The organism is Geobacter benzoatilyticus, from assembly GCF_017338855.1.
GTDB lineage: Bacteria > Desulfobacterota > Desulfuromonadia > Geobacterales > Geobacteraceae > Geobacter > Geobacter benzoatilyticus.
The window spans coordinates 1007575-1022438 of the sequence record NZ_CP071382.1; the positions used below are offsets into that span (position 1 = coordinate 1007575).

Sequence of the window (14864 nt, forward strand, 5' to 3'; positions counted from 1 at the left end):
AAGAAACTCCCCCATGGACAAATCAGCACGCAAGACAAAAATAATAGCCACCCTCGGGCCGGTCAGTTCATCGCCTGAAATGATGGGGAAACTGATGGAGGCGGGGGCCGACCTCTTCCGGCTCAACTTCTCCCACGGCACCAACGACCAGCGGCGGGAAACCATTGCCGTCATCCGCCGCCTTTCCGCGGCCAAAGGGAAGGAAATCGGCATCCTGGCCGACCTCCAGGGGCCCAAAATAAGGACCGGACGCATGGAGGATGGGTCAATTCCGCTCCAGAAGGGTGACATCCTCGACATCACCACCGACGAGGTAAAAGGAACCTCCTCCCTCATATCCACCATCTACAAGGCACTCCCGACGGACGTTAAGCCCGGTTCCCGCATTCTCATGGATGACGGTCTCATCGAGTTGCGGGTCCAGTCCATCGAAGGCAACCGCGTCCGCTGCATCGTGGTTGAGGGGGGGACTCTCAAGGACCTGAAAGGGATCAATCTCCCCGGCGTCCATGTTTCGGCCCCCTCCCTCTCGGAGAAGGACCTGCGCGACCTGGATTTCTGCCTGGCAGAAGGAGTCGATTACATCGCCCTATCCTTTGTCCGGACCGCCGCTGACGTGGAGGATCTTAAACGGATTCTCTTCGAGAGGGGCGTTCATATCCCCGTGGTGGCCAAGATCGAGAAACCCGAGGCCCTGCGCAATTTCAAGAGCATCCTCAAGGCGGCCGACGCGGTCATGGTGGCCAGGGGCGACCTGGGAGTGGAGATCAGCGCCGAGAAGGTTCCCCTCTTCCAGAAAAAAATCATCCGCGCCTGCAACGAAGCAGGCAAACCGGTAATAACCGCTACCCAGATGCTGGAATCCATGATCAACCACCCCCGCCCCACCCGGGCCGAGACCTCCGACGTGGCCAACGCCATTCTGGACGGCACCGATGCGGTTATGCTTTCGGGTGAAACCGCCTCGGGGCAGTTCCCCCTGGAGGCGGTTCGCACCATGGTTAAGGTGGCCCTCGACGTGGAACGCTATGCCCAGATGGAAGACGCCCCCCGCCTCCGCAGGCACGGGGCGGCCATTGCCGAAGCGGTGGCCGAAGCTGCCTGCCGCGCCGCAGTCACCGTGAACGCACGGGCTATTGCGGTCATGACCCAGTCGGGGAGCACTGCGGCCCTCATCTCCAAGTTCCGGCCGCCGCTTCCCATCATCGCCTTCACCCAGTCCCTGGAGACCAGGCGGCGCCTCTCCCTCTACTGGGGGGTGAAACCCTTCGCCATCGGCCCCATGACCGGTACCGACGAACAGATCTCCGCCGTGGAGTCGACCCTCCTCTCGGGGGGGTACCGCAAGGGCGATATCATCGTCGTCACCATGGGGGTACCGGTGGAAGCCAGGGGCTCCACAAACCTCATGAAGGTCCACAAGCTGGGGACCGGGAAGTTTTTCGAGATTTTTTAAGGGAGGACCGGTTTCATGCGCAAAGTGTTCGACGAAACGAAAATAAGCCACCTGCCCCTCCGCAACCGTTTGGTCCGTTCTGCCACCTGGGAAGGAATGTGCCGGGAAGACGGGCACCCCACGGAGAAGCTGGCGGCCTACTACGGCACCCTGGCAAGGGGAGGCGTTGGACTCATCATAACCGGTTATGCCTTTGTCCGCCCCGACGGGAAGCAGCTGCCGGGCCAGCTGGGGGCCCACGAGGACTCCTTTGCCCCCGAAGCGCGGCTTTTGACCGAAGCGGTCCACAGGGAAGGGGGCAAGATCTGCCTCCAGCTGGTCCACTGCGGCGGCCAGACCACCACCAGGGCGGCCGGTTCCCAGCCCGTGGCCCCCTCCGCCGTAAAAATCGACCAGTACCCGGAAATCCCCAGGGAACTCCCTGAAGCTGAAATTGCAGAACTGGTCGCCTCCTTTGCCGCCAGCGCCATCCGCGCCCGGGAGTGGGGGTTCGACGCGGTCCAGCTCCACGCCGCCCACGGCTACCTAATTAACCAGTTCCTCTCCCCCCTCACCAACCGCCGCAATGACAGCTACGGCGGGACCCTGGAAAACCGGAGCCGTTTCCTCCTGGAAATATGCCGGGCCGTCCGTGCCGCCGTAGGCAAGGATTTCCCCCTCATGGTGAAGCTGAACGGCTCCGACAATCTTCACGGGGGGCTCGACCTGGAAGAGGCGGTCCTGGTTGCCAGGATGCTGGACGAAGAAGGAATCGACTCCATCGAGGTTTCCGGCGGAACCCCCGCCTCCGGAGGCCAGACTCCGGTCCGCCAGGGGATAGAGACCCGGGAGCAGGAGGCCTACAATCTTCCCCTCGCCTACCGGATCAAACAGGTTGTGACCTGCCCCGTCATGGTAGTGGGCGGCTTCCGCACCTTGGAACTTGTGGAAGGGGTGATCCGCCGGGACGAAGCCGACTTCGTCTCAATTTCCCGGCCCCTTATTCGCGAGCCCAACCTTCCCCGGCGCTGGGAAGAGGGGGATGAAAGCCGGGCTCGCTGCATCTCCTGCAACGGCTGTTTCAAACCGGGGATGAAGGATGGGGGAATCTACTGCGTGGTGGACAAGGTAGAGCGGGAAAGCCGGGAGTTCTCACTCTGACCCATGGCCAACATCGCCCTTCTCGTGGTCTGTTTTCTGGCGGGTATGGTCCTCCGCCGCACCGGGCGCTTCCCCGAGAATACCCCTGCGGCCCTTAACGGCTTCATTATCCACGTTTCGCTTCCAGCTGTGGCGCTGCTGCACATACACAACCTCCGCCTCGACCTCTCACTCCTCTACACGGTCTCCATGGCGTGGCTCCTATTCGGCGCGGGGTTCCTCTTCTTCCGCACCGCGGGGCGGCTGGCATCGCTTCCCAGGGAGACCGTGGGGGCGCTCATGCTCGTGGGGGGGCTCGGCAACACCTCCTTCGTGGGGCTTCCCATGATAGAGGCCTACTACGGCAAGGAATTCCTGGGCATCGGTCTCATCGCCGATCAGCTGGGTTCGTTCCTGGTCCTATCCACCCTCGGCATCCTGACCGCCACAATCTATTCGTCCGGGGATGTCTCCGGCCGCCAGATCGCCCGAAAGATCCTCTATTTCCCCCCCTTCCAGGCCCTGGTACTGGCCCTCCTCCTGAAACCGGTACCGTTCCACCCTATTGCTGTAACGGTACTCCAGAAGGTAGGCGATACCCTGACCCCTCTGGCCCTGGCCTCCGTTGGGTTCCAACTGCAGCTCTCCCACATGCGGGGGGAGTTGAAGCCACTCTCTCTGGGGCTCCTCTACAAGCTGGCCCTGGGACCGGCCCTCATCACCCTCCTCTTTGTGGGAGTCATGGGGGGAAGCGGCACGGTCATGCAGGTGACCCTCTTCGAAGCGGCCATGGCCCCCATGATCTCCGCCGGGATCATCGCCGTGGACCACCGCCTCAACCCGCCCCTGGTGGCCCTAATGGTGGGGATCGGCATCCCCCTCTCCTTTCTGACGTTGCCGGTCTGGTGGTGGCTGTTGCGCGGCGTGTAGCGGCACGACTTATTTTGTCACATCTAATCGGTACCGTGGGAAATCATGCCCAAACTCACCCTCGCGGAAAAACTCGAAATACTCGCCGACGGAGCCAAGTACGACGTCTCCTGCGCCTCCAGCGGCAGCTCCCGCCGCAACAAGGGGGGCATCGGCAACGGCGCCCAGTGCGGCATCTGCCATAGCTGGACCGCCGACGGCCGCTGCGTGTCGCTCCTCAAAATCCTCCTGACCAACGCCTGCATCTACGACTGCGCCTACTGCGTGAACCGCCGCTCCAACGACACCCGCCGGGTGATCCTCACCCCCGCCGAGGTGGCGGAGCTCACCATCGGCTTCTACCGCCGCAACGCCATCGAGGGGCTCTTTCTCTCCACCGGGGTTGTGAAGGACCCGGACCACACCATGGAGCTTCTCATTGAGGCAACCCGCATCCTGCGGGAAGAGCACCGCTTCAACGGCTATATCCACGTGAAAGTGGTCCCCGGCGCCGATCTCCTGCTGGTAGAGCGGCTGGGGCGCCTGGCGGACCGGGTGAGCGTCAACATGGAGCTTCCCAGCCGGGAGAGCCTGAAGCTTCTGGCCCCGGACAAATCGCGGGAGGCCATCGTCGCGCCCATGAAACGAGTAGGTGAACTTATCGTTCAAACAAAGGAAGAGCGGAAGGTCTCCCGGAAGATCCCCCCCTTCGCCCCGGCGGGGCAGAGCACCCAGCTCATCATCGGTGCCAGCGGGGAAAGCGATTTGCAAATCGTATCGCTTGCCGCCGGACTCTACGGGCGCCTCGCCATGAAGCGGGTCTACTACTCGGCCTTCATCCCGGTTAACATCGACTCCCGCCTCCCCTCCGTCATCGGCACCCCGCCCCTGGTGCGGGAGCACCGCCTCTACCAAGCCGACTGGCTCATGCGCTACTACGGCTTCGCCGCCGGAGAACTCCTGGACGAGGAGCGCCCCAACCTGGACCTTACCCTCGACCCCAAGGCTGGATGGGCCCTGCGGAACCTCCACATCTTCCCTCTGGAGGTGAACCGGGCCCCCCTGGAACTCCTCCTGAGGGTGCCGGGGATCGGGGTCCGGTCGGCTCAGCGGATCGCCGGGGCCCGGAGGGGCGGGCATCTCTCCCTGGATGACCTGGCGCGGCTCGGGGTAGTCATGAAGCGGGCCAGGTATTTCGTCACCGCCAGGGGGCGGTTCGCAGCCGACCTTGCACCGGACGCCGCCGGGCTCCGGGCTCGGCTCACGGAACGGACCACACCCCGCCCCCGGTGGAACCAGCCATCCCTCTTCGACGCCGCAGCAGCAATCGACATCCAATCCACCATCACGGGGGAGCTGTGATCCTGCGTTATGACGGCACCTTTGCGGGCTTTCTCACCAGCGTCTCCCTGGCCCGGGAGCGGGGGTTGGAACCCGAAGCGATTGCCGACCGGGAGCCGGAGCAGCAGGGGCTCTTCGCCACCGTAGAAACGGTGGCAACCAGCCGCGACCGGGCCGACGAGCTCTACCGGCTCATCCGCCACACCCTCACTCCCGGCGCCATGCAGACCTTCCGCTACGCTTTCCAATCCTGCGAGCCCGGCCGGGAAATCCTCCTCTTCCGCTACCTCCAACTGGGTCTGGCTACGGGAGCGCAGTTTGGCGCCATGCTGGCCCACGAGGCGGTCATTCCCGTCTGGAAACTGGCCCGGGCCGTGGGACGGGAGGCCCACCGCTACAAGGGGCTCGTCCGCTTCCAGCACCTGGAGGGTGATATCTGGTACGCCGCCATGGAGCCGGATCACTGCATCCTCCCCCTCATAGCCCCCCACTTCGCGGCCCGGTTCGCCGACCAGCGCTGGATCATCCACGACCGGCGGCGGGGAGAGGCAGTCGCCTTCGATCCGCGCCACCAAAAGTGGGCCGCGACCCCCCTGGAGCTGACCGCCACTCTCCCCTGCACCGCCGGCGAGGAATTCTTCCGGGAACTCTGGCAACGCTACTTCGACCGCCTCGCCATCGCGGAGCGCCGCAATCCGAAGCTCCAGCGGCAGAACCTCCCCCTCAAGCACCGGCGGCACCTGCCGGAGTTCGAGCAATGAACGTCAATTCTCTTTTTTTGATTTTTCGGCCGATACTGGTATCCTGTTGAAGCGGCACAGAAAAACAACACATCAGAAACATCTGAAGCTTAGAACCGATAGAGCTAAAGGAGACAAGACGTGAAACCTACGAAGGAAGAACTGGCGCTTCAGGTGGACGTGGCGGAGTGGAACTGGCTGCGGGCACACCTTGAGCGGGGCGGATTGATTGTCGTTGACCGGGAGATTGACATTGCCGAGGTAGCCGAACGGATCGCCCGGGACGATACCGAAACCGTGGGCGCCTGGATCGAGACCGGCAAGCTGTCCAAGCCAAACGATGAGCAGGTCGCCACCTGGGACGCCAACGCCGGAACCAGCTTCTCCACTCTCATCATCAGCCCCTATGTTCTCATAAAGGAGCAGTGACCATGGCCGATGCCCCAAAGCCGCCCTCCTGCGCCTCCTGCAGCGCCGTTTGGCAGAAGAGCGGCACCACCAACTGCTGGAGCAGCCCCGAAAATCGCCCCGGCCGCCCGGCCAACTGCCCGTCGAAGACCGCCCCCGAAATCATCGACGAGAGCTTTGCCCAATACCGGGGCGACAGCGACGATGCCCGCCTTGCCCGCATGGCGGCGAAAGTGGAGGGACTCTGCTACCAGAAGATGCCCGGCAGCGACGCCGTGGTGGCCCGCTGGACGCGAGTTGAGGACACCATCGCCCTGGCGAAGCTCATGGGATGGGAAAAGATAGGAATCGCCACCTGCATCGGCCTCTTGGAGGAAACGAAACAACTCGCCGCCATCCTGGAGGCCCAGGGGCTGGAAGCGGCCAGCGTCTGCTGCAAATCGGGGAGCATCGACAAGCTGGAACTGGGGTTGGAGGAAAGCGACAAGGTCCGCCCCGGCACCTTCGAGCCGGCCTGCAACCCCATCGCCCAGGCGGAGATCCTGAACCGCTGCGGCACCCAGATGAACATCATCGTCGGCCTCTGCGTGGGGCACGACATGCTCTTCACCAAGTACTCGAAAGCACCGGTCACGACGCTGGTCTGCAAGGACCGGGTCACGGGCCACAACCCCGCCGCGGTCCTCTACGGGCAGAATTTCTACTTCAAGCGTTTGCAGAAAATACCGGTGGTGGTTCCGGAAGAATAAGACAATAAACAGACCACTGCCCCCCCTACCCCTTGGGGGGGGAGGCACCCCCATCTCTCCACAAGGCAAGGAGTTCATCCGGGGGCAGGGCGCGGCCGAAGAGATGCCCCTGCCCGTGATGACACCCCTCTTCCCTCAAAAAGCGGGCCTCGGCATCGGTTTCGATCCCCTCGGCAACGGCGCGCAGCCCCAGGGCGCCTGCCAGGGAAATGACGGCGCGGACGATGGCCTCCCGGCTCGGCTCGCCGGAAACGCCCGTGATAAAGGAACGGTCGATTTTGATCTTCTGTACCGGCAAACGGCGCAGGTAACTCAGGGACGAGTAGCCGGTGCCGAAATCGTCCACCGACAACTCTATCCCCATGGCCCGGAGTCCGTCGAGGCACGACAGGGTTCGATCGCTCTTCATGATGGCCGATTCGGTCACTTCCATCTCCAGGCGGCTTGAGGAGAGACCTGTCTCCGCCAGCACCCGGGAGACCACCTCCACGATATCCCCCCGCTCCAGTTGCTTCACGGAAAGGTTCACCGCCACGCTCGGCAGGCGGAACCCCTGGGAGTCCCACTCCACAACCTGCCGGCAGACGGTGCGCAGGACCCATTCGCCCAGGATGGAGATGAAACCGATATCCTCGGCGATGGGAATGAACCGCTTCGGCGACACCTTCCCCAACTCCGGGCTGTTCCAGCGCGCCAGGGCTTCCACCCCTGCCAGTTCCCCCGTTGCCAGGTCCACCTTGGGCTGGTAATGCACCTCCAGCTCACCCCGGTCAATGGAGCGGCGCAGCAGCGCCTCCAGCCGCACCCGCTCCCGGGCATACTCGCTCATCTCCGGCGCATAGAAGTGATAGTCGTTTCGTCCGTGGGTCTTGGCATAGTACATGGCCGTATCGGCGTTCTTCACCAGGGTTGTCACATCCTCGCCGTCGCCGGGGAAAAAACTTACCCCAATACTCGCTGAAACGTGAATTTCGTACCCGGAAACAGTTATGGCCCGGCTGAGGAGGGCAAGTATTTTCTCCGCCACGGCCCCTGCATAACGGGGCACTTCCACGTCGTCCAGAAGGAGGATGAACTCGTCGCCCCCGATCCGGGCCAGGGTGTCGGACTTGCGCACGTGGTCACCGAGGTAACCGGCAACCTTTTTCAGCAATTCGTCCCCCAGATCGTGACCCAGGGTATCGTTCACGTTCTTGAAATGATCCAGGTCCACAAAGAGAACCGCCAGTTGGCGGCCGTTGCGACGTGCCCGCGCGATTCCCTGATTCAGGCGGTCGTTGAACAGGAGCCGGTTGGGAAGATTCGTGAGAAGGTCATGGTGGGCCAGGAAATCGAGCCGTTCCTGGGAACGCTTGATATCGCTGATGTCGCTGAAGACCCCCACGTAATGCCTGACCTCGCCGGCTTGCCCCCTCACGACTCCGATGGTGAGCCGTTCAGGATAGATCTCGCCCCCCTTGCGCTTGTTCCAGATCTCCCCGATCCATTTACCGCTTTCCTCGAGGGATTTCCACATCCCGGCGTAAAAATCGGCTTCGTGCCGGCCCGACTTGAGCACCTGGGGGGTGAGCCCCAGAATCTCCTCCTCCCGGTAGCCGGTAACCTGGGTAAAGGCCCGGTTGACTGCGAGAATGTTGGTTTCGACATCGGTGATTATGATCCCCTCCACCGTATTGTCGAACACCTCGGCCGACAGGCGCAGCTTCTCCTCGGCCAGTTCCCGCTCGGCAATCTCCTCCTGCAACGCCCGGGTCCTCTCGACAACCCGCTGATCCAGGAGCTGGTTATCCTCCTCGATGCGGGCGAGGGAGCGCTGCAATTCCTTCCCCTGTTCCCTGATGATGAGGTCGGCCCGGCGGACAATGCCGAAGAGCAGTCCGTAGAGTATGGTCAGGACCCCTGCCACCGTTCCGACAATCCGCCACTGGGTCTGCTTCACCTGGGTAAGGAACGGGGTAACATCGGAATAGACCTCCACAACCCCCTCGATGCGGGTACTTCCCGGAGGGATAAAGGGGATATAGCTGGAAAGCACGTCCCGGGACTCAATCACGCCGTCAAAGGCGCTGAACTGGTTGCGGTGGGTGAGCTCGCTGGCCAGCAGCCCCTTGGCGGCGGCATGAATGCCCGGGTTGGTGCTCTTGTCCTCGCCGATCTGCTTCGCCTCGGTGGAAAAGACGGTTAGCCCCTGCAGAGTGTAGATCTTCACCTTGGCCACATCGGAATCACGCATGAGGTCCACCACCTCGCGACGAAGGGCCGCAACCTCGGGACCGGAAGGATCGGGGCTGCGCCCGCCGCTGCCCGCTTCCAGCAGTGGCGTGAACCGGGGCCACAACGCGTTGCCGAACACGTTGGTCAGTGCGGCGTTGCGGTCTTCGGCCATCCCCATGAGCGACTGGACCGAAAGGTGGCGGTAGACCATGCCGAGTACGGCGGCTGCAATTACGATGCAGACAAGGCTGGCGATGGAGTAGTGGCGTGTGAGGTTGAACATGCAGGGATATCCCGACAAGATTAAAATAGTATAACTATTCAAGATTACTGGAAGTCAGCTCTTTTTCTTATCGGCATGGATGGGGGGAAACTTGAATTGGCGATGAGTGTGCCGATCAATCGGGTAATGAACCGTATTAATGCATCAAAAACTAACCGATTGTTACCACATTAAATTCATTTCAAGCGGCAGGTCCGTGAAGCGCGAGCCTGGTCGAGGGGGATATCGTTCATCGTGACTCACCCAAAACTATTGAATGGCTACCGGCGCACATCTCCCTAAACGGCATCACTTCCACTCCCTCCGCCAGAGGATAGCGTTTCGTCCCCGGATAAACTACCGTCAACCGTTCGAGCTTGAGGTCCTCCATTGCAATCCGCATGGATGGGGTGAGTCGCGGGGCGTCCATCCTTTTGATCTCGACACCGATGCGGCTGCCGTGGCTTATGAGCAGTAGGTCCAGCTCCGCTCCGGAGTGGGTGCCCCAGAAGTAGGCTTCATCATGTTTGGCCTGGGCAAGCAGTTCCTCAATGACATACCCCTCCCACGAGGCCCCGCACTTGGGATGGGTGAGCAATTCCGCCGGCGTGCGGATACCGAGAAGCTGGTGCAGGAGCCCGCTGTCGCGGAAATAGATCTTTGGTGACTTCACCTGCCGCTTTTTGAGGTTCTCGTACCAGGGCTGGAGTTGCCGCACCATGAATACCCCCTCCAGGAGGTCCAGGTAGCGGCGGGTGGTCGATTCGTTCACGCCGAGGGAGCGGGCCGGTTCGGCGGCATTCCAGACCTGGCCGTGATAATGGGCCAGCATTGTCCAGAACCGGAGCAGGGTAGCTGCCGGGGTTCCAATACCAAGTTGAGGCAGATCGCGTTCCAAGAATGTCTGAATAAAGTTTTTACGCCAGCCAAAGCTGTCGGCATCGCTCCCGGCCAGAAAAGACAGGGGAAATCCACCCCGCAGCCAGTGGCTGTCCATGGTTTCGGTTCCCACGTCCCGGAGGGCGAGGCCACCTATGGTCACCGTCTCCACTCTGCCGGCCAGCGATTCCGACGACTGCCTCAACAGCGCCGGCGAAGCACTGCCAAGGATGAGAAAGCGGGCCGGGAGCGGGTCACGGTCGGCCAGGACCCGAAGGACCGGGAAAAGCTCAGGCCGCCGCTGAACCTCGTCTATCACTACAAGGCCGGTCAGATCCCGCAGGGCGGTCATCGGCTCGTCTAGGCGGGCAAGACTGAGAGGATCTTCCAGGTCGATGTAATTGGGGGAATCGGAAGGCACGAACTGGCGGGCCAGCGTGGTCTTGCCGCACTGACGGGGCCCCAAGAGCGCCACAACCCGGCTCCTGCCAAGGGCGGTATTGATGGCGGCGGTTGTCTCGGAACGAGAAATCATATCGCCATACTACCTTGAAAATCCCGCACGTCAAGCGGGATTTTCAAGGTAACTCACAACATTTTGCGTAAATACTGCCCCGTGTACGACCGCGTCACCGTCGCCACCTCCTCCGGCGTGCCGATGGCGATAACCTCGCCACCACGGTCGCCCCCCTCGGGGCCGAGATCGATGAGGTAATCGGCGGTCTTGATGACGTCGAGATTGTGCTCGATAACGACGATGGTGTTCCCCCCCTCCACGAGCTTCCTGAGCACCTCCAGGAGCTTGGCGATGTCGTGGAAGTGGAGGCCGGTGGTGGGCTCGTCGAGGATGTAGATGGTGCGGCCGGTGGCGCGGCGGGCCAACTCCTTGGCCAGCTTCACCCGCTGGGCCTCGCCGCCGGACAGCGTCGTGGCCGCCTGGCCGAGGCGGATATAGCCGAGCCCCACCTCTTCCAGGGTCTGGAGCTTCGTCTTGATTTTCGGGATGTTCTCCAGGAAGCGGAGGGCCTCGGAGACGGTCATGTCCAGAACCTGGGCGATGGATTTCCCCTTGTAGGTCACCTCCAGGGTCTCGCGGTTGTAGCGGGCCCCCTTGCAGACCTCGCACTGGACATAGACGTCGGGGAGGAAGTGCATCTCGATCTTGATGATCCCGTCCCCCGAGCATGCCTCGCACCGCCCCCCCTTGACGTTGAAGGAGTAGCGCCCCGGCTTGTAGCCGCGCACCTTGGATTCGGGGAGCTGGGCGAAGAGGTCGCGGATGTCGGCAAAGACCCCGGTGTAGGTGGCGGGGTTGGAGCGGGGGGTGCGGCCGATGGGGGACTGGTCGATGTTGATGACCTTGTCGAGCTGCTCCAGCCCCCGGATGTCGCGCACGGCCCCGGCCTTCTCGCGGCTTTTGTAGAGGCGCTGGCCCAGGATCTTGTGGAGAGTGTCGATGACGAGGGTCGATTTCCCCGACCCGGAAACGCCGGTGACGCAGGTCATGACGCCGAGGGGGATATCGACGGTGACATCCTTCAGGTTGTTCTCCGTGGCCCCGTCCACGGTGATGAAGCGCTTCGGTTTTCGCCGCTTCTTCGGCACGGCGATGGCGAGCTCTCCGGAGAGGTAGCGGCCGGTGAGGGAATCGGGGTTCGCCATGATCTCCGCCGGAGTCCCCTGGGCCACCACGCGTCCGCCGTGCTCGCCGGCGCCGGGCCCCATGTCGAGGACGTGGTCCGCCTCCAGGATCGTCTCCTCGTCGTGCTCCACCACGAGCACCGTGTTGCCGATGTCCCGCATATGCTTGAGGGTCTGGAGGAGCCGGCCGTTGTCCCGCTGGTGGAGGCCGATGGATGGCTCGTCCAGAATATAGAGGACCCCCACGAGGCTGGAGCCGATCTGGGTGGCGAGGCGAATCCGCTGCCCCTCGCCGCCGGAGAGGGTGCCGGAGGCCCGGTCCAGGGAGAGATAATCGAGCCCCACGTTCACGAGGAAATTGAGCCGCTCCCGGATTTCTTTCAGGATGCGCCGGGCGATTTCCTCCTCCTTCGGCGTCAGGGCGAGGCCGGCGAAAAACTCCAGGGCATCCTTGATGGAAAGGGCGGTCACCTGCCGGATGTCGCGCCCCGCCACCTTCACGTGGAGCGCCTCTTTCTTAAGCCGCGCCCCCTCGCACGTGGGGCAGGGCATCACGTTCATGTACCGCTCCAGCTCCTCGCGGACCTGCTCCGAGTCGCTCTCCCGGTAGCGCCGCTCCAGGTTCGGAATCACCCCTTCGAACTCCTTGGTGTAGGTGTGGCGGCGGCCGCCGTCCTCCTCCCACCAGAACTCGATTTTCCGGCCGCCGGAGCCCCGGAGGATCACCTCCTGGACCGCTGGCGACAGTTCCTTGAAGGGGGTCCGGATGTCGAAGTCGAACGCCTTGGCCAGGGCGTCGAGGGTCATGTGGTACCAGCCCGAAAGCCGCTTCTCCCACGGCACGATGGCCCCGTCATGGATGGAGAGGTCGGGGTTCGGCACCACGAGCTCCGGGTCGAAGTACATCCGCGTCCCGAGGCCGGTACAATCGGGGCAGGCGCCGTAGGGGTTGTTGAAGGAGAACATCCGGGGGGTCATTTCCGGGTAGGAGATGCCGCAGTCGATGCAGGCCAGGGCCTCGGAGAAGAGGATGGTGTCGCCGTTTACCACCTGCACCTTCACTACCCCTTCGGCATGGTTCAGGGCCGTCTCCAGGGAGTCGGCCAGACGCCGTTCGACCCCTTCCTTGACGATGAGCCGGTCCACCACGATATCGATGTCGTGCTTTTTGTTCTTGTCGAGGGGAATCTCCTCGGCCAGCTCATACTGCACCCCGTCCACTACCACCCGGACGAATCCGTCCTTGCGGAGCTGGGCCAGCTCTTTTTTGTATTCGCCCTTCCGTCCCCTGACCATAGGGGAGAGGAGCTGGAGCTTCGTCCCTGCCGGCATGGCCATGACCTGGTCCACCATCTGGGAGACCGTCTGGGAAGCGATCTCCTTCCCGCATTCATAGCAGTAGGGGCGGCCGACCCGGGCAAAGAGGAGGCGGAGGTAGTCGTAGATCTCGGTGACGGTTCCGACGGTTGAGCGGGGATTGCGGCTCGTGGTCTTCTGCTCGATGGAGATGGCGGGGGAGAGCCCCTCGATGGACTCCACATCGGGCTTTTCCATCTGCTCCAGGAACTGGCGGGCATAGGCGGAGAGGGACTCCACATAACGGCGCTGCCCTTCGGCGTAGATGGTGTCGAAGGCCAGGGTGGATTTGCCCGACCCGGAGATGCCGGTGATGACCACAAGCTTATCCCGGGGGATCTCCACGTCGATGCATTTCAGGTTATGTTCGCAGGCGCCTTTGACGATGATGGTGTCGTGTGCCATAGACTCCGGTTCCTGGTAATATTGGGATTTCGTCCGGGGAAACCCGGGACAGGGGATACTATAGCACAGACCGGATAAAAAAAGGGCCGACCCTTAGGCCGACCCATAACATGACATGCAAATTGTGAACGGTGGAGCCGTACCCCACGGCCCATCTTAGTGATGCCGATCAGTTCGGCCGATTCTCCCAGATCTGCCAAGTGAGGTCTTCGGCCCAGGCGGCAACCTCCTCCGGCGTCCCAATGAAGAGTCCCGAAGCCGGCCCTTCCCCCTCCCGCTGGATATGGAGATTAAATCGCTCAAGCGCACCCATGAGATGGGCAAGGCTTGCCATGCTCCCTTCGCCGCCATCCTCGGGCAACACATAATCAAAGCATGCATTCAGCAAGTCATCGGCAAGCTGTCCACCGCGGGCATCCCCCGCAAGAAGCTGCGAAATTTCGTAAAACTGTCCGTAAGCCCCGTTCATCCTGTCCTCCCCGCCCGCCGCCGACGGGCCTTTGCCTGCCCCACTGCCACTGGCCGACAAAGAAAAATCTCCCAGCAATTTACCCTTGTTACTCCCATAAAGCCGTGCTAGGCTTATATAAAATACATCCGATACATCCCCTTCAAGGGACTAATGGTTATATATTTATCTACTGGTAATTTCATTTTATTACCTTGCAATAAAATGTCAATGCAAATTTTTACTTGGAAATATTTATTTGTCTCAGGAGATATTTTATGGCTTTCCCCGTCATCACCCAGCCCCAAACAATGGGCCGAAGAATCAAGGAAATTCGGCTTAAAAAGGGTTTGACCCAGAAAGAGTTTGCCGATTCTCTCGGAATAGTCCAGGGATTTCTCAGCGGTATCGAGCGGGAAAAGAAAACCCCGTCGGACACCCTGTTAATCGCCCTTTGCAATCTCTATGAAATAAATCCCTCCTGGCTCGCATCGGGCGAAGGGGAAATGTACCGGTCGCAACATCGCGCCGCGCAGGCCAATATCGCAGGGAGCCGGGGAATTCCAATCCTGGAAAGGATCGGGAGCGGGTTCCCCCTCAACATAGAAGAGGGCGACATCCGTGATCACGCGGCCCTTCCCGGCATTGCGGAGGGGTCGTACGCCCTGGTAGCTTATGGCGATTTCATGGCTCCAACCATACGGGACGGCGATATGGTCATCTTCAGGCCGGGGGGAAGCCCCGAAAACGGTACTGTAGTTCTGGTGACAAACCGGTGGGGGGAGCCGATCCTGCGCCGGTACCGGATCAAAAACGGCGATATCGTCTACTCCCCGGACAACGCCACCTACTCACCGTTCAGCCCTGCGCCGGAAACGCGCATCATCGGCACCGTGACAGAGGTGTGGCGCAAGGTGAAACTGTAGGGACAGCGGAT

The 14864-nt window shown here is 61.9% G+C and carries 12 protein-coding genes; 8 read left to right on the plus strand and 4 right to left on the minus strand.

Annotated features, from left to right (window positions below):
* Positions 1–13: 13 nt before the first annotated feature.
* The 7 genes from pyk to JZM60_RS04855 all read left to right on the plus strand — a co-directional run bounded on the left by pyk (position 14) and on the right by JZM60_RS04855 (position 6722).
* Complete coding sequence (gene pyk, locus JZM60_RS04825) at positions 14–1456, plus strand: pyruvate kinase (RefSeq protein ID WP_207164384.1); 1443 nt, start codon at positions 14–16, stop codon at positions 1454–1456.
* A gap of 15 nt (positions 1457–1471) precedes the next feature.
* A complete protein-coding gene (locus JZM60_RS04830; RefSeq protein ID WP_207164385.1) occupies positions 1472–2596 on the plus strand; it encodes an oxidoreductase in 1125 nt (374 codons plus the stop codon).
* Positions 2597–2599: 3 nt separating this feature from the next.
* Positions 2600–3505 carry an AEC family transporter gene (locus JZM60_RS04835; protein WP_207164386.1) on the plus strand — a complete coding sequence of 302 codons (906 nt, stop codon included), beginning with the start codon at positions 2600–2602 and terminating at the stop codon, positions 3503–3505.
* Between the two features lie 45 nt (positions 3506–3550).
* Positions 3551–4846 carry a putative DNA modification/repair radical SAM protein gene (locus JZM60_RS04840; RefSeq protein WP_207164387.1) on the plus strand — a complete coding sequence of 432 codons (1296 nt, stop codon included), beginning with the start codon at positions 3551–3553 and terminating at the stop codon, positions 4844–4846.
* On the plus strand, positions 4843–5586 hold the full coding sequence (locus tag JZM60_RS04845) for a TIGR03915 family putative DNA repair protein (protein ID WP_207164388.1): 744 nt from the start codon (positions 4843–4845) through the stop codon (positions 5584–5586). Before JZM60_RS04840 ends, JZM60_RS04845 begins: the two co-directional genes overlap by 4 nt.
* Positions 5587–5706: 120 nt before the next feature.
* Positions 5707–5994, plus strand: a complete 288-nt coding sequence (locus tag JZM60_RS04850; RefSeq protein WP_207164389.1) for a DUF2288 domain-containing protein — start codon at positions 5707–5709, stop codon at positions 5992–5994.
* 2 nt (positions 5995–5996) lie between these two features.
* Entirely contained in the window at positions 5997–6722 is a 726-nt protein-coding gene (locus tag JZM60_RS04855; RefSeq protein ID WP_207164390.1) for a DUF1847 domain-containing protein, read from the plus strand.
* Positions 6723–6747: 25 nt separating this feature from the next.
* Here the strand turns inward: JZM60_RS04855 and JZM60_RS04860 are convergent, their stop codons facing one another.
* The 4 genes from JZM60_RS04860 to JZM60_RS04875 form a co-directional block, all read right to left on the minus strand.
* A complete protein-coding gene (locus JZM60_RS04860) occupies positions 6748–9219 on the minus strand; it encodes a putative bifunctional diguanylate cyclase/phosphodiesterase (RefSeq protein ID WP_207164391.1) in 2472 nt (823 codons plus the stop codon).
* 229 nt (positions 9220–9448) lie between these two features.
* Complete coding sequence (locus JZM60_RS04865) at positions 9449–10612, minus strand: ATP-binding protein (RefSeq protein ID WP_207164392.1); 1164 nt, start codon at positions 10610–10612, stop codon at positions 9449–9451.
* A 53-nt stretch (positions 10613–10665) separates the two neighbouring features.
* Positions 10666–13479, minus strand: a complete 2814-nt coding sequence (gene uvrA / locus JZM60_RS04870) for an excinuclease ABC subunit UvrA (protein ID WP_207164393.1) — start codon at positions 13477–13479, stop codon at positions 10666–10668.
* Between the two features lie 169 nt (positions 13480–13648).
* A complete protein-coding gene (locus JZM60_RS04875) occupies positions 13649–13948 on the minus strand; it encodes a hypothetical protein (protein ID WP_207164394.1) in 300 nt (99 codons plus the stop codon).
* 257 nt (positions 13949–14205) lie between these two features.
* On the opposite strand from JZM60_RS04875, the gene JZM60_RS04880 reads away from it, so the two are divergent.
* Positions 14206–14853, plus strand: coding sequence for a LexA family protein (locus JZM60_RS04880; protein ID WP_207164395.1), 648 nt, complete (start codon positions 14206–14208; stop codon positions 14851–14853).
* Positions 14854–14864: the final 11 nt, after the last annotated feature.